At 49.1% G+C, this 14,210-nt stretch carries 23 protein-coding genes and 1 pseudogene; 15 read left to right on the top strand and 9 right to left on the bottom strand.

All coding sequences use genetic code 11. The features are described 5' to 3' along the window. The first annotated feature begins 9 nt into the window (after window positions 1–9). From FDY98_RS14320 to FDY98_RS14270, 11 genes are all read left to right on the top strand, one after another. Window positions 10–453, top strand: coding sequence for a hypothetical protein (locus tag FDY98_RS14320; RefSeq protein WP_027957589.1), 444 nt, complete (start codon window positions 10–12; stop codon window positions 451–453). A 412-nt stretch (window positions 454–865) separates the two neighbouring features. Next, window positions 866–1,078: a hypothetical protein gene (locus FDY98_RS14315; RefSeq protein ID WP_027957588.1), complete on the top strand. Its 213-nt coding sequence runs from the start codon at window positions 866–868 to the stop codon at window positions 1,076–1,078. A 476-nt stretch (window positions 1,079–1,554) separates the two neighbouring features. Then, complete coding sequence (locus FDY98_RS14310; RefSeq protein WP_231500618.1) at window positions 1,555–1,974, top strand: MarR family winged helix-turn-helix transcriptional regulator; 420 nt, start codon at window positions 1,555–1,557, stop codon at window positions 1,972–1,974. Window positions 1,975–2,064: 90 nt separating this feature from the next. Continuing rightward, window positions 2,065–2,583, top strand: a complete 519-nt coding sequence (locus FDY98_RS14305; RefSeq protein WP_027957586.1) for a class IV adenylate cyclase — start codon at window positions 2,065–2,067, stop codon at window positions 2,581–2,583. A gap of 70 nt (window positions 2,584–2,653) precedes the next feature. Then, window positions 2,654–3,031: a nuclear transport factor 2 family protein gene (locus FDY98_RS14300; RefSeq protein WP_027957585.1), complete on the top strand. Its 378-nt coding sequence runs from the start codon at window positions 2,654–2,656 to the stop codon at window positions 3,029–3,031. 51 nt (window positions 3,032–3,082) lie between these two features. Beyond that, window positions 3,083–3,709: a LysE family translocator gene (locus FDY98_RS14295; protein ID WP_009287036.1), complete on the top strand. Its 627-nt coding sequence runs from the start codon at window positions 3,083–3,085 to the stop codon at window positions 3,707–3,709. 99 nt (window positions 3,710–3,808) lie between these two features. Further along, complete coding sequence (locus tag FDY98_RS14290; RefSeq protein ID WP_196518036.1) at window positions 3,809–4,141, top strand: GFA family protein; 333 nt, start codon at window positions 3,809–3,811, stop codon at window positions 4,139–4,141. A gap of 218 nt (window positions 4,142–4,359) precedes the next feature. Further along, window positions 4,360–4,782 carry a nucleotidyltransferase family protein gene (locus FDY98_RS14285; RefSeq protein WP_340146566.1) on the top strand — a complete coding sequence of 141 codons (423 nt, stop codon included), beginning with the start codon at window positions 4,360–4,362 and terminating at the stop codon, window positions 4,780–4,782. A gap of 93 nt (window positions 4,783–4,875) precedes the next feature. Beyond that, window positions 4,876–5,322 (top strand): hypothetical protein, encoded by a 447-nt coding sequence (locus tag FDY98_RS14280; protein ID WP_027957582.1) that lies wholly within the window; start codon window positions 4,876–4,878, stop codon window positions 5,320–5,322. A 43-nt stretch (window positions 5,323–5,365) separates the two neighbouring features. Further along, complete coding sequence (locus FDY98_RS14275) at window positions 5,366–5,872, top strand: Atu1372/SO_1960 family protein (protein WP_196518264.1); 507 nt, start codon at window positions 5,366–5,368, stop codon at window positions 5,870–5,872. A 140-nt stretch (window positions 5,873–6,012) separates the two neighbouring features. After that, window positions 6,013–6,492, top strand: a complete 480-nt coding sequence (locus tag FDY98_RS14270) for a GNAT family N-acetyltransferase (RefSeq protein ID WP_340146565.1) — start codon at window positions 6,013–6,015, stop codon at window positions 6,490–6,492. Between the two features lie 80 nt (window positions 6,493–6,572). Here FDY98_RS14270 and FDY98_RS14265 read toward each other — a convergent pair whose 3' ends face one another. Continuing rightward, the gene (locus FDY98_RS14265; protein WP_051430459.1) at window positions 6,573–6,884 is read right to left on the bottom strand and encodes a type II toxin-antitoxin system RelE/ParE family toxin; all 312 of its coding nucleotides are present in this window, start codon (window positions 6,882–6,884) and stop codon (window positions 6,573–6,575) included. Between the two features lie 2 nt (window positions 6,885–6,886). Next, window positions 6,887–7,123 carry an addiction module protein gene (locus FDY98_RS14260; RefSeq protein ID WP_027957578.1) on the bottom strand — a complete coding sequence of 79 codons (237 nt, stop codon included), beginning with the start codon at window positions 7,121–7,123 and terminating at the stop codon, window positions 6,887–6,889. Between the two features lie 141 nt (window positions 7,124–7,264). On the opposite strand from FDY98_RS14260, the gene FDY98_RS14255 reads away from it, so the two are divergent. Then, window positions 7,265–7,546 (top strand): putative quinol monooxygenase, encoded by a 282-nt coding sequence (locus FDY98_RS14255; RefSeq protein WP_027957577.1) that lies wholly within the window; start codon window positions 7,265–7,267, stop codon window positions 7,544–7,546. Between the two features lie 50 nt (window positions 7,547–7,596). On the opposite strand, the gene FDY98_RS14250 is transcribed toward FDY98_RS14255, so the two are convergent. The 6 genes from FDY98_RS14250 to FDY98_RS14225 all read right to left on the bottom strand — a co-directional run bounded on the left by FDY98_RS14250 (window position 7,597) and on the right by FDY98_RS14225 (window position 11,568). Further along, window positions 7,597–7,803: a YrhK family protein gene (locus FDY98_RS14250; RefSeq protein WP_022523108.1), complete on the bottom strand. Its 207-nt coding sequence runs from the start codon at window positions 7,801–7,803 to the stop codon at window positions 7,597–7,599. Between the two features lie 45 nt (window positions 7,804–7,848). Continuing rightward, a complete protein-coding gene (locus tag FDY98_RS14245; protein WP_009287032.1) occupies window positions 7,849–8,304 on the bottom strand; it encodes a carboxymuconolactone decarboxylase family protein in 456 nt (151 codons plus the stop codon). A 52-nt stretch (window positions 8,305–8,356) separates the two neighbouring features. Further along, entirely contained in the window at window positions 8,357–9,160 is an 804-nt protein-coding gene (locus FDY98_RS14240; RefSeq protein ID WP_022523109.1) for a helix-turn-helix transcriptional regulator, read from the bottom strand. Window positions 9,161–9,204: 44 nt separating this feature from the next. Beyond that, window positions 9,205–10,209, bottom strand: a complete 1,005-nt coding sequence (locus FDY98_RS14235) for a GlxA family transcriptional regulator (RefSeq protein ID WP_155705927.1) — start codon at window positions 10,207–10,209, stop codon at window positions 9,205–9,207. Next, window positions 10,202–10,768, bottom strand: coding sequence for an isochorismatase family protein (locus FDY98_RS14230; protein ID WP_022523112.1), 567 nt, complete (start codon window positions 10,766–10,768; stop codon window positions 10,202–10,204). The genes FDY98_RS14235 and FDY98_RS14230 overlap by 8 nt, the downstream gene beginning before the upstream one ends. 203 nt (window positions 10,769–10,971) lie before the next feature. Beyond that, a complete protein-coding gene (locus FDY98_RS14225) occupies window positions 10,972–11,568 on the bottom strand; it encodes a GNAT family N-acetyltransferase (RefSeq protein WP_027957574.1) in 597 nt (198 codons plus the stop codon). Between the two features lie 169 nt (window positions 11,569–11,737). Between FDY98_RS14225 and FDY98_RS29555 the strand changes: the two genes are divergently transcribed. Both FDY98_RS29555 and FDY98_RS14215 read left to right on the top strand, forming a co-directional pair. Beyond that, window positions 11,738–12,085 carry a GNAT family N-acetyltransferase gene (locus FDY98_RS29555; protein ID WP_051430460.1) on the top strand — a complete coding sequence of 116 codons (348 nt, stop codon included), beginning with the start codon at window positions 11,738–11,740 and terminating at the stop codon, window positions 12,083–12,085. Continuing rightward, on the top strand, window positions 12,082–12,717 hold the full coding sequence (locus FDY98_RS14215; RefSeq protein ID WP_009287029.1) for a LysE family translocator: 636 nt from the start codon (window positions 12,082–12,084) through the stop codon (window positions 12,715–12,717). Before FDY98_RS29555 ends, FDY98_RS14215 begins: the two co-directional genes overlap by 4 nt. A 10-nt stretch (window positions 12,718–12,727) precedes the next feature. Here FDY98_RS14215 and FDY98_RS14210 read toward each other — a convergent pair. Next, window positions 12,728–13,468 (bottom strand): annotated as a pseudogene (locus tag FDY98_RS14210) (class I SAM-dependent DNA methyltransferase). 201 nt (window positions 13,469–13,669) lie between these two features. On the opposite strand from FDY98_RS14210, the gene FDY98_RS14205 reads away from it, so the two are divergent. After that, a complete protein-coding gene (locus tag FDY98_RS14205; protein WP_022523117.1) occupies window positions 13,670–14,077 on the top strand; it encodes a DUF4019 domain-containing protein in 408 nt (135 codons plus the stop codon). Window positions 14,078–14,210: the final 133 nt, after the last annotated feature.

The following is a 14,210-nucleotide window of genomic DNA, read 5'->3' as shown; positions in this document are numbered from 1 at the left end:
GAGAGTGTAATGTCTATAGATCCAATGGCGGTATGGGCGAATATGACATTGAAAATCTGGTCTGAACGCTACTGGATGCTCGATCTTAGCGACACGTCCGCTCAAGATGTGGCTAACGTGTTCGTGGCAAGCGATGCTCGGTACAGCTGTTTAATTCGCGATCAGGCAGGTGTATCCGCGATAGTCGACGAGGCAGCCGTTGAACGCTTAAAAACTGAGGTCTCGATAAGAGATAGCTTCGGCCCGTTTCAAGTTATATCAACGGATGGCGAGCTTCCCTTCGATGTAATTGGTTTTCTCGGCCCTGTTTTGCGAGTGTTAAATGAACACGGCATTAAAGCTGGCCCGCAGTGTGGTGCCGTATTCGATCACTTGTTTATTTACGAGCGGGATATCGAGCGAGCGAATGCTCTTTTAGAGGATTTCATTAGCCAAGCTAGGGCGTGTCAATAAGTTGCTTTGATATGTCGCTCAACGGGGCGTTTGATGGCTATTAGCTTGGCCGAAGGCATGAAACAGTGATCAGGCTACCCGATTTCGCTACCCACTATTATTTGCGAGAGACAGGCCCGTTTCGGAGTCTCTCAGAGCTTCCTGCTGGCTCGGAAGATCCTGTATTTCAAGATATCCTAACTCGTCATCAGCGTGATCCCGGTTACCGGCGGCGCTACGGTAGGAATTACATAGGAGTCCGACGTGAGGTTGAGGCTCGGCTGCGTGAACTCTTCGTTGCGCGTGGAGGTAAACCGCGCCGCGATCATCCCTTCTATCTAGTGCTTGGAGAATCCCCTTGGTTTCGTGACCTGAACGCAAACCAAGGTGAGCTTAGAATCCCTCTCTCTGAGCTCGTCCCGAAGTAACGTCTTTGACTTACCCGGATAGCTTTATTGCGCTAACCCGAGACGACAAGCCTTACTACAATCAAGTGTTTCTGCTTAATGAGGTGAGTAGGCTCGTTACACGCTTCGGAATCCCTGTCAATGATTACGAGATTCCTTACGAGCGCTATTGGGAAACAGATTTTGAGCTCTATATCGAGGTGCAGCTTTGGGACACTCCACCCAACTTCAAAGCCTAGAAAACAATTAATTCAATTTTTTGGGAATGAAGGCAGCAAAATTGCGCTATATAAGCATCGGTGAAGGTAGGCTTTAGCGTTAGGCTTTGTACGAAAACTGCCTGTGCTCGGCCATGCTGCGTTAAAAAACGGCTCAAAATGCTCATTTACACTCCGTAAACTCCGCTTTTTCGCCGTTTTTTGCCTTGCCTGACCTTCGCTCGCCGACTTTTCGTACAAAGTCTAGTGCCTTTCTCGAAATGGGAAGCAGTGGTGCCTTCGTGTCGCATTTTATCCTGAAGATGAAGGACGGATTCTAATTCTCTTTGTCATGAATTAGGAGAGTCAGCCTCGTGCATACATGCATGAGAGCAGCTAACCTGGCATTTCACTCGGTCATCAATAACCGCTAACGACCATTTGCTTGCAATATGTTTGACTGCGCAATCATTTGAGTATATATTTGTGAGATCAACCATCGCGCAAGAGTAATGACTATGTCGGAAAATATAGAGGCAAGATTGGTGTTAAGTGTCATCAACCTGCAAAGTAAAATCCAAAAACGGATTGGCAGTGCGCTTTCCGCGCATGGTATTGGCCTGTCCGATTATCTGGTTCTCAATCAGCTATACACCGCACCCAATCAAAAAGTACGCCGTAGCGATCTTGCTGAACAGGTTGGGTTGAGCCCATCAGGGGTTACTCGCCTTTTAAATCCTATGGAGAAAATAGGGCTGGTTAAGAAGCAGGAAAACCCTCGTGATGCCAGAGTCAGCCTGGTGGCACTTACCACAGCTGGGACAAAAATTTATGAAGATGCGCAAGTTTCGTTTAAACACGCTTCTGCCGCATTGCTCGAACCACTTGATAAAAAAGAGTTGGATGAGTTTTATAAGCTGTTAAAGGAAGTGTTGTAGTTTTGCTTGCCCACTGGGCATTGACTCTTGATAGACCAGCCAGCAGATTTCAAGGGTTTGCACCGAACGAAAGCGGCGGAGGCACTTACCATGGCCAGAAATATTGAGATCAAAGCACGTATCGACAACATCGAAGCGCTCGAGTCCAGGGTGGCTAAGATCGCGGACAATGGGCCTACTGAGATAGTGCAAGACGATACCTTCTTCCATTGTGAGGCTGGTCGGCTGAAGCTTCGGGTGTTTTCAGAAAAGCACGGCGAACTCATTTTTTACCGGCGCGCCAATCAGGCAGGCCCGAAAGAATCGTTTTACGTTCGCTCGCAAACTGATGAGCCTGAGGCGTTGCGAGAGACGCTTTCGCTGGCTTATGGTGAAGTTGGTCGTGTTCGGAAACATCGCACGCTGTATCTTGTTGACAGGACACGTGTACATCTCGATAGAGTGGAGGTCCTTGGGCACTTTCTTGAACTTGAAGTGGTACTTTCCTCCAGTGAGTCATCACAGCCCGGTGTGGAAGTCGCGCACCGCCTATTGGATCAGCTCGGTATCGAGTCATCCCAGCTCATTGAAGGCGCTTATGTCGACTTGCTCGAGGAACAGGGGAGCTAACCATTGATTCTATAGGCTCTAACCAAGGAGCCACGAAGGTTGTCGAGTTCATACGTTAGGGTAATCAGCTATGGAAATCGAAGCGGATCTGATAGAAAAGGAGAGAGCCTTGCTTAGCTTCGAGGTGCGCAGGTCACCGGCGAAGCTGTGGTCTTTACTATCCTCGGATTTCCTGGAGATCGGCGCATCAGGCGATTTTGTCGGGTTAGATAGTGTCCTTGATTGTTTGCCGCAGGAATCCGCATGGTCGGCTATATCTCAGGACTTTGAGCACCGGAGATTGAGCTCTGATCTTATTCAGCTCTTTTATAGGGTTGCTATCAGTCGTCAAAACGGCTTAGGTACAAGCTATTCTCGGCGAACGTCAATATGGCGGAAAGAGGGGAGCGAATGGAAAATGGTTTACAACCAAGGTACGGCTATTTCTCCTTTTGAGGTGCAGCCTTAATTCGTCGAGCCTGTGGGCGTAGCACACTTCAATTTTGCAAAGTGAGGAGCTATGGGAACGGAAATTTGGCTTCTGTATGTCAGCACCGTATTCATTTTGATGAGTACACCGGGCCCTAGCCAGCTTTTGATGCTTTCCAATAGCGTCAGCAATGGCTTCCAACGGTCGCTATTTACCGCTGCTGGCGATTTGTCAGCCAATTTTTTACAAATGATTGTCGCCTCGATAGGTTTGGTGAGCATTGTTCAGCAATCCAGTGATTTTTTTATCGTTGTGAAGTGGGCGGGGGTGGCATATTTATCGTACTTAGGCCTAAGGTTGATCTTCTCAAAGAGTGGGGGCCATGTAGGTGTGGCGAATCAGGGGCGGTCGAAACAAAGCTTGTTTTGGCAAGGTTTTATCACTTCAGCCGCAAACCCTAAAGCCGTTATTTTTTTCGCTGCTCTTTTTCCACAGTTCATTAACCCATCTGAGCCCCTTCTGCATCAGTTTGCGATACTGAGTGCCACGTATCTCATCATGGATGCGGTTTTCTTGTTTTCCTACGGTAAATCAGCTGAATGGGTTAGTACGAAACTAAAGTCATCAGCGCGCCAGTACTTAGGTAAGGTATCTGGATCGTTTTTGATTGGCGCAGCGGTGCTTCTAGGTCTGAAGGAAGTTGATGCTAACTTATAAAATGCCTCGCCAGCGATAGATACGAGGGAGAAGGCTGTGGTCAAGCAAGTGGGCGGAGTTAACATTCAACCTAGGCACAGGGCTACATGCCACTGCGGCATGGTGGAGCTCGAACTCGATCTACCTGGGGGTCTTGTTGACCCGACAAGGTGTAACTGCTCTATTTGCAGGCGCAAAGGCGCTGTTATGGCCTATGTACCATTGAACGGTCTTCGCATTCTCCGTGGCGCTGAGCATCTAAAGCTTTATCGGTTCAATTCAGGTGTCGCAAAGCATTACTTCTGCTCAAACTGCGGCATCTACACCCACCACCAAACACGCTCGAACCCCAATGTGTATGGATTCAATATCGGGTGTCTGGAAGGCGTTAACCCCTGTGATTTGGATGATGTACCGGTTAGCGACGGTATCAACCATGAATCTGATCTGTAGCAGCAGGGATAGGGAGACTATAACGTGTCCAGCGTTGGATGGTTCAGCACCACCCAGCAATTCAAAATAGGCGCATTGGTAGTAAGGTATTGAGATGGAGCATGAAGCGCTGGTCAAAAAATGGCTGATGAGTGATCAGGCCCGTATGGAGGCGCTGACAATAGGCTGCGCGGAAGCTGCCGGGGTGGTGTCTCGCTGCTGGATTCGTTAGAAACTTGGTGTGGGACAAGCTGCATAATTTTTCGAAGAATACGGCCCTTAACGACATCGATTTAATTTACTTCGATCCTGACGACATAAGCGATTCCCGCGATCATGAGATCGAGCAAGGATTAAGGGAAGTCTCAACGTTTCCCTGGTCGGTAAAGAACCAGGCAAGAATGCACGAGAGAAATAATGACTGTCCGTATACGTCCACTGAAGATGCCATGAGTTTCTGGGTAGAAGTAGAAACTGCTGTAGGCGCTGCTTTGGATGATGATGGAGACGTTATTCTTGTAGCTCCCTTTGGTGTTAAGCCTCTGTTTGACTATACCATTACCTTAAATCCCAAACGACCAAAGCGAACAGATTTTGATGCCCGAATATGCGCTAAGCGATGGCTACAAACCTGGCCAAGGTTGGTGGTAAAGGTCTTATAGATGATTGTTGTATCGGCAGGGCTTAGCACTGCACCGAGATCAACTATTTTCTTTACCGTGAAAATTGGTTGAAAATTAATAGGAAATGAAGCTATGGAACTTGCTAGAGTAAATGATGAAAATATCAACGATCTTTATGACTTGAATGTCAAGCTTGCTGAGTCTGAAAATCAAAAGCACCTGTTTACTGCTGATAGAACAAGTTACGCCGACGCTTTTTTGGCCTCTACGCCTGCTTGTTTTGGATTGTTGGCTTATCAAGACAACCAGCCCATTGGCTTCTATATATATAATTTTAAGTTTGCGAGTTACGTTGGATCCCGCGTTCTTTATATTGAGGATCTGTACTTGATCGATGGTTTTGATGGCGATGAAAATAAAAGTATTTTACTACAGCATGCTGTAAATGAGTCACAGTCTGAGAATTGTTGTAGAGCTGAGATGCGTGTTCTTAAAGAGTTCAATATTGGGTATGATCTTATAAGTAGCTTTGGTTTCAGTGAGATCAAGAAGTGGAATGTTTATCGTCTAGATCTTTAATAAACAGCACCAGTGCGCGTTGTCATTAAAACCTTAACAGCATATACGTGGAGCCTGTAATGAAATCAACCGTGGAAGAGCGTATCCGTTCGCTGGGCTTGGAACTGCCCGTCGTTACCACGCCAAGGGCAGCTTTCGTTCCTATGCCATTTCGGACAACATGCTCTATCTGTCAGGTAAGGGTGCTCCGTTGCGAGAAGAGGGAGTTGTTGTCCCAAAAGTTGGGCAGGAAGTCACTGTTGAGCAGGCTCGGATGTACGCTCAAGAGGTTGGCCTGTATCTCCTTGCGCTCATTAAAGAAGCGCTGGGTGACTTTGATCGGGTTCAGCGTGTCGTGAAGGTGTTTGGTATGGTCAATGCTGATCCTAATTTTACTTCTCACACTGAAGTCATCAACGGTTGTTCCGACCTGTTTGTGGCCGTTCTTGGTGAGCGCGGTGAGCATGCACGCTCTGCCATTGGGGTTGGCTCATTGCCGAAGGGGTTTGCTGTGGAAATTGAAGCCATCGTTGAGTTTTCAGACTCTTCGCCACACCATCGCGACGCTTAACCTCTTCCTTGAGCTGTCCCCACTTTTGGTAGCTTTTGCCAAACGCCGAGGCTTAGGCTCAGTAAAGGCACACTCCTGCCGGAAATCAATCGGGTTCGGAGCTAGCGCTTGCCGAGAGCATCATCAACAAGGAGGAAAGGGTGCAAATTTGTGAAACGGAGAGGCTGGTTATAAGAACGTTGTCCTTAGACGATGTTCCCGAGTTGACCAATATCCTCAGCGACCCTGAGGTGATGAAATATTCGATTCGAGGCGTTTGCGATGAAACGGCGACTCGGCGGTTTATCGAGTGGTGTTTGGAGAGATATGCAGCTCACAGCATCGGGCCGTGGGCCTTAGTAGAGAAGGATTCTGGAAATCTTGTTGGCTTTTGTGGTATCAGCCCCGAAGAGGTCAATGGTGTTGAGGAGATGGGGCTAGGCTATCGGCTAGCCAAACGGTACTGGGGGCAGGGGCTGGCGTCTGAGTCAGTGCAAGCGGTACTCCATAATGCACTTAATCAAAAGCAGCTATCGTCGTGGTGGTTATTATTGAGCCTGAGAATGTTGCGTCGCTTAAGGTTGCAGAGAAAGCCGGTTTTTCTGCGTTCGATAATCTTGAATTTCATGGCCGTCCGGTGAGGCAGTATCGGTTAACTCAGCAGTAGAGGGGCGTACTTCATACTAATGAAATGAAAGCGATAGGTGCGCGATGAGTGGCATTATGGGCTAACCCGATTATGCCAGTAGCCCGGCTTTCTCGAGTGATGGGCGAAAGCAACAATGGTAATTGTTTGGTTATTGGAAACAGTCACAAGGGAAAACGGGAATTGTTGAAGGATGAAGCGCTTTGCGCCACGTTTGCGTGCTTCGCCTATTACAGGAACCAGTGGTGGATTTGGTGCGCTTAGCTTTGTGGTAGCTTGTTCAAAGGTATCAATAAGCTGTTCACCAAGCCCCGGTGATTCGAGTTCATACCAAGCTGCGGCTTCCATCAGTTCTTCTGAAGCCTCTGGACTAACCTTTACTATCAAAATCAGTTCCTTAACCGAGCTCTGGCACGCTCAAGGACTTCACTGACATCTAAAGATTTGATTTTGCCAGATTCAATCTCATTGATTCTGCGACATATCTCCGCGTCCCAAGCTTCCGATACACTGATTTCAGCCATACCATCCAGGCTTGCTACCAAATCATGAGCGAGTTTAGCTCGCTCTTTCTCCGATAGGGTCATTGCTTCGTTCGTGATGGTTTCAAGTTGCGCTGTATTCATCTATTTACCCAGCTCATGGAAACGGCAATGTCAAAATCATGCAGTAAATTACACTTGATAACAAGGCCATCATGCCTGCCTATGGACTGTTGCGGAACCATATCATTAGCGCAGTTGGCAGATTCTGCGCCGAGGAAATCAATGCCAAAGGTCATACTGAAAGGATTTATCATCGTCCCCGAGCCGGATCTGAACGCTGTTAAAGCAGAGCTCATCAACCATAAGCGGTTAACCCTGTCTGAGCCCGGCTGCCTCGTTTTTGAGGTTGTTCAAGGCACTATTAACCCCTATCGATTTGATGTGTATGAAGAGTTCATTGACCGAGACTCTTTTGAGCGACATCAAGCTAGAGTGAAATCCTCCGCCTGGGGTAAGGTTTCAGCCAATATTGAAAGGCATTACAGTCAGCAATCCGCTGGGTAGCTAACCCAGCGGCTATAACCGACGTTTCTTACTTTCGTATGTGTGCTCTATTAGCCGCGCTTCTTACCAGTATCTCTCATACTCATCACGTAAATAATGAACATGATCAGTGAGCCCATTACAAAACACCATACGCCTACGGTTGCGTAGCTCGCAAAAGCGGGAAGAAACAAAAGACTGCCAAAGAAGAAAAATAAGCTTGATAAGAGACCGAGTAGGTTGGGTAGCTGTTGATGCTGCGCTATCTCACTGTTCATTTTATTTCCTTATCTGAACTATTACTTTCAAGAGCCTCACAGTGCTTAAATACTGATGTCCGGTGCAAACTGAAAGCCCACCGATACCCGATTCCAACTGTTGATTTGGACAATAATGGCGGTGAGGTCAATTAGCCCCTGCTCACCAAACGCAGCTAGGGCGTTTTGATAGTCGTTGTCACTCACCGCTTGCTGGCTGACCAGTGTTAGTGCTTCGGCCCAGGCGAGTGCGGCGCGCTCTTGTGTGCTGAAGCAGGGGGCTTCACGCCAAGCAGGCAATACGTCTAAGCGAACCTGGTGTTCGCCATCGTCTCTGGCCTCTTGCGAATGCATGTGCTGACAAAAGCAGCAGTGATTAATTTGCGAAACACGTAGGTTGACCAAGTGGATTATCGAGCGATCAACCGTTGAGTCTGGGGCAACGTCGCCTAGTGCCGTCAGGTGCTTAGCTAGGCGGGGGCAAAGGCGATACACAGACTGTTGAGAGATACGAGTAGACATGTGGGTGACCTCGGTGAGTAAGTTGAGAGCTCAGCTTAACGTCGAGGTTTTTTTACGCCTTGTAAATTTGCGACAGTTTGCGCTTGCGATAGGCGGCGGGCGTTTCATAGGCGAGTGATTGGAAGGCATGGGTGAAGTGAGCTTGGTCATAGTAGCCGCATTGCAGGGCTATTTCCGTTAGGGGCAGCGTGGTTGCAAGCAGTCCATGGCGGGCTCGGTTCAGCCGGGCATAGGCCACTAATTGGCCTGGGGTAACGCCCACCTCGCGTTTTAATTTGCGCTCCAGGGTACGTCGAGTAAACCCTAGCGTGGCGCCTAACTGTTGGGGCGGAAGCTGAAGTGCTCCAATGGCTTGAACAATCTTAGTGATACGGCTATTGGCGGGTGGCTGGCTTTCTAGTCGATGTAACAACCATGTTTCCAGCAGCCGTAAACCCTGTTGCGAGTCCGACTGGTAGAGGCGCTCTACCACAGGTATTAATCCTTGCAATCCTAATGGTTCAAGCTCGTTATCCAAGCGGTAGTGTGTATCTGTGAATGCTTCGGGTAGCAAACCCAGCAAGCAGTGGGTGCCGGCTGCCTTAAAACGAATGCCCAGACAGGGTGCGGTGGTGTCGAGTGTCTCTATCAACGTGGTTTTGTTGAAACAGAGCGTGATAATGGGGTGGGGGCTGGTGAGCTTGATGCTGAGGCTAGCACCGGCATCAGGGTAGAACTTTTCGGTTCTTGATTCAGTGAGATGCCCTGGGCGCCCCATTGACCAAAGGCACTGAACCCACGGGGCTAAGCGTTTATCAGGCAGGCGATGCCGAAAATTTAGATCGTTAGCGTTGCTTGGCAAGATGAACTCGGTCATGGCGTTAACCAATGGTATGTTTTTTAATGATGGCTCACATTAACTCAATCACGCAGCATCTGGGAGCTGGCCCGGCGCCATACACTAGGCGGCGCTTTTTCCTGGCGAGCCCAGTTGCGCCTTAGCTGCCGCTCATCCCCGAATCCGGATGCTTCGGCGATACGCGCTAGCGTCCATGTCGTTTCGGTCATTAACGCTTTGGCTCGCTGCAGGCGCAACCCCATAATGTAGTCGCCCACCAGCATGCCGGTGAGGCTTTTGAATTGGCGCCGGAAATGACGCTCGCTCATGGCTGCCTGAGCCGCCAATGTCTCGATACGCCAGGTTTGCGAAGGGGCGGCACATATTGCATCTTGAACGCGATGCAGCCGTTCATCCACATGATTGCGGCCCTCAAGCCATGCACCCAATTGAGGCTCCTGACCACTGCGACGAAGATACAGCACCATCTCTCGCGCTACCGCCAAGGCCAGTGAATGGCCACAAGCACGGGTAAGCCAGTACAGCATGGTATCAATGCCGGTCGAAATCCCCGCGCTGGTTAAATAGCGCCCGTCCTCGGTAAAGATACAATCACTTTGTACCTTTGCTTGTGGGGCTTTGGCTTGTAACTGCTCGATTAGCGCGTGGTGGGTGGTACAGCGTCTTCCCTTTAACAGGCCCGCGTCTGCCAGTAATAGCGTGCCTGAGCAAACGGTCATCAGCGTATCTGCATAGTGGGCATTCGCTTTGAGCCAAGCAACACACTCTTGCTGCGCTGGCTCAAGGCTATTGCGGTACTGCCCAGGAATAAGCAGTAAATCTTGAGTAGGAAGCTGTTCAGGCAAGGGATCGATGCCGCTAAGGGTCAGCGGCCCTAGCCACTGCATGGCCGCTTTGGGGCCGAGATAGCGCACCTGAATGTCTATCGAAAGCCGGTCAGCACACTGTAAGACCTGAAGTGGGCCAACCAAATCAAGTGGCACTTGGCCGGGCATCATCAGTACCGCCACCCGCAAGGTGGTGGCTCTTGTGGATGGCGGTTGGCTATTGTGTTGCTCTTCACTCACGGGGGTTTTGCCATTCGTTGATCATGTCTTGTGTGCTGATAATACGCGCAAAGCGGTCTTCAAGTACCAGTTCGGTGCGCGCCTTAATATCATCTGCTGACCAGGTGATGCCGTGGCGTGTCATGGGGAACGTTAGGGTAGCATCGCTGATAAAGTCGACGCTAAACCCTAAATCCGACGCCACCCGTGCGGTGGTTTCGCAGCATTGCTCGGTACGAATACCGCTAATCGCCAGCCGTTCAATGCCTCGCTCCCGTAACCAGCTTTCTAGTGAGGTATCGCTGAACGCGTTATGCGCACGTTTATGAAAGGTTACCGCCACTTCATCGTTAAAGTCATCAAGCGGACGAATAAGGCCACCGTCAGGGTCGAAAGCCCCTTGGCTGCCAGGTGCCTCATGCAGAATGCGCACAACCGGTATATCGTTGGTCTGGGCTGCGTTCAGCACCGCACGCTGCTTGGGACGCCACGCCTGAGCCAGTGATTCTACCCAGTAATCGCGGGCAGGGAACGAGGCTTGAACATCAATTAATAGTAATGCGGTTTTAGGCTGGGTCATGGCTAATCTCATCGTGTTGAAGTGAGGTTACAGATTAGCTGTTACGCATTCTGCCAACGATGCGTTAAGCGGTCACAAAGGGGGCAATTTCGGCCATGTGTGGCCGAAGGGTAATATCTGACAATGGCGATTATGAATGAACATCTAGGCGCCAGGCTCTCACCTCTGAAGGGATATGCTTTCGAGAGGGCGAGCATTGTCTGCTAAGTTAAACTTGCTACCTTCAACACCATGGTTGTTGACCCAGAAAAGCCGATTAACCATTTCAAGTAGGGAAAATGCTCTTCGTTTACGGCGATAAATCCCTTGGACTCGTACAGCCTCCTTGCTCTCGGGTTGCTATCGATAACGTCTAAGCGGATCGTCTCGAAACCATTATCCACGGCATGTGCAATAATGCTATCCAAGAGTCTGGAACCTATGCCTCGCCCTCGGAATCGGCTATCGACAGAAATCCCATCCATCACCAATTCTTGAGATTTTGGCTTGCGCTCGAATAAGCTGAACACCAGACATGCCCAGAGCCCTTTCAATGTTCCAAGCTTGCCTATCAGCTGTTTCATCCCGATTCCGCTCGTTAGCGAACCATTGGGCTGCTGAAACCCTGCTAGCCCAATGACCTCATCTTCAAAGATGGCAGTAAAGGAAAATTCAGGGACAAAACAGTCGGAGAGTAATTGAATGCGCTTAGCCTTGTCAGGTATTGCGCTCGCGAATTTAGCGCCGAAAGCTTCTTCATATAGCTTAGCGACAGGCCCAGCCTTCTCAAGGTTAAAGCCTTTCTGAATCAGAACGTTCATATACTGGCTCCTAGATTCAAAGAGAAATGACTATTGGTCACAGACGCAGTGAATTAATTTTTATTTGCAGGGATGAGGCAACTTCAGTAGTGGATGAGGAATTGCCGCGGGTCTTTGGTTCAATATCATAAAGGGGGGATGCATCGTTAGTACCTTCACTGATAATGGCATGATGGGTACCTGTACCGTAAATATGTGTGCTAATTTGAATTGGTCTGGTCGACCGCATGCAATCATTGAAAATGTGATTGTTTCCAAGGATCACCGCAAGCAACGTATCGGTAAGGCCAATCTTAGGTGTGCTATAGACTTTGCCCAGCAAGCTGGCTGTTATAAAGCGGCGCTTATGACGAGGTCTAAAGACCCCGCGACACAGGTTCTACGAGTCTTCAGGATTCAGCCCAAGCAAGCAGAGGTATCAGGTAGGGTTCAATGCATAACGCCCCATCCGATGCGCACGCACGGTTTTGCCATTAATACGGGTAAGCGTAAGTTTTGGGATAGGAGAGAGACATGATACCAATCGAAACATGGATGGCTTTCACTGCCGCATGCGTTTTAATAATTCTAGTGCCGGGGCCTGATAATATACTCGCCGTTAGTCGTGGACTTAGCCAGGGGCGTCTAGCGGCTTGTGTCTCCAGCGTAGGAGCTGGAATGGGGCTGATGGTGCATGTGGTTGTCGCTTTTCTTGGTTTGGCGGCTCTTATCCAGACCTCTGCCGTTGCCTTTAGCGCCGTTAAATTGATTGGGGCCGGGTATTTGATTTGGTTAGGTATTAAAGCATTACGTTCCAGAGACTTGATTGCATTTTCATCGCATCGTCGTTTGTCTTACCGCGTGGTTTTAACCACTGGGTTTCTAACCAACGTGCTTAATCCGAAGCCCGCGCTATTTATCTTGGCATTTATTCCTCAATTTGTATCGCCGGCGCAGGGATCGATTGCGTTGCAAACGCTATTGCTAGGTGCTTGGTTTGCTTTTATGGCATTCGCTATATTCGCCGTGCTGGGTCTCTTTTCATCTATGTTTGCGCGCTGGTTGGAGAGTCGTCCGCGCGTAATTCAAGGCCTGAATATGGGCGCTGGAGCAATGTTCATTGCAGCGGGGTTATCAGTGATATTTCTTGAGAAAGTGGAGAACCGCTAGTCGAAGACGACTAAACCTTCACACAGACAAAAATAGCGTTTCCAGAGGCGTTATCCCAGGGATGATTTTTTCATAGTTGTGCTCAAACACATGAACCTCAAAGTGAGGCGCTAAGAGTGCGCTTAACTCCGCAAAGCTGACGGCTACCATGGGGTGTTCGTCGTTCCATAGCTGTGTTCCTTCAGCGTTGGCTTTTTCAATGCTGAGCCTACGCGACTGCTTTTCACCTTGGCCACTGTAGTGCCATCCCGAGCGGAACGTGAATAAATCGCTTTCTTGTTGGGCGCTGTGTTTAACAGATAAAGCGTTATCGATTTTGTCTTTATCGACTGCGTTAAAACAGAAATACCACCAGACTTGAGGGCACAATGAGCACTGGATATACACGCTTTTAGCTTTTCAATCCCATCGTTGTAGTGGATTGAGTATAAAAAGCAGGTGATTAAGTCTTGAGGCTCGTTGGCCTTGAAGTCACTCATGTCTTGCAACGTGAAGTGTGCTTCTGAGCAACGCGTGGTGGCAATATCCAGCATGGGTTGATTAATATCAAGCCCGCTACTGGCGTATCCAAAATCAATAAAATGGCGCACGTGTGGGCCGGTGCCACAGGCTAAATCTAGGTGTGTCGTTCCGCCGTTACCGAAAATCTGATGCAGCTGCGAATGGCGTGGCTTTGCGCTTGATAGTCGATATCCACGCACATCAAATCGTAGTAGCCAGAAAGGTCGGTATAGAGGGCATTGACGGACATAGTGACCTAATAGTGGCTACTGAAATAGGGTGGGTGGCGCATAGTAAACGAGCGAGTAGGGTTTGAGAAGCAGGCACAGCTTGGAGTTTAACGATTACGCAAATACATCTTGCAGCCCTAAAGAAACTCTGACGATGACCGATATATACCTAAGACCATCGAGATTTCTCTGGTCGTTGCTAAATGCCGAGAGTGCCCGTTATGCCGAAAATGCTGATCTTTATCATCACCTTGCTTCTCATTCTGTCTAACCAAGCGCAGGCAAACTCGAGTGCGGCAGAGGCGGCGGCGTTGGCGTGGCTAGAAGCCATCGATAGTGGTCAGTATGAGCAGGCATGGGAATCGTCATCTTCACTACTAAAAAAGCCGCTTTCACCGCACATGTTAGAACGGACGATTGGTGCAGCGCGTCGTGACTTTGGTGCGGTTCAGTCGCGTCGGCGAGTAAGCGTTGTCCGCGAAACCTCTATGCCTGGGGCTCCAAGAGATGACTACGCGGTTTTGACGTTCCAAACACGTTTTGAAAACAGATCATCGCAGATTACGGAAACCATCACTCCTCACTTGGAAGAGGGCACGTGGAAAGTTAGTGGTTATTACTTGAACTAACCGACTCCTCAAAATATTGCAACCACCTCTGGTTTGCAGCATCGCCTTGGTTCAGGCTCCTTTTCCCCTCGAATCCTGCCATCACGTTGTTCATGACGAAGCTCAATTTGGCTGCTACGTTGAGTAGATAGCC

The sequence above is a fragment of the Halomonas sp. PA16-9 genome (assembly GCF_009728585.1).
GTDB classification, from domain to species: Bacteria; Pseudomonadota; Gammaproteobacteria; order Pseudomonadales; family Halomonadaceae; genus Vreelandella; species Vreelandella titanicae.
This window is presented reverse-complemented; position numbering and strand designations above follow the sequence as displayed.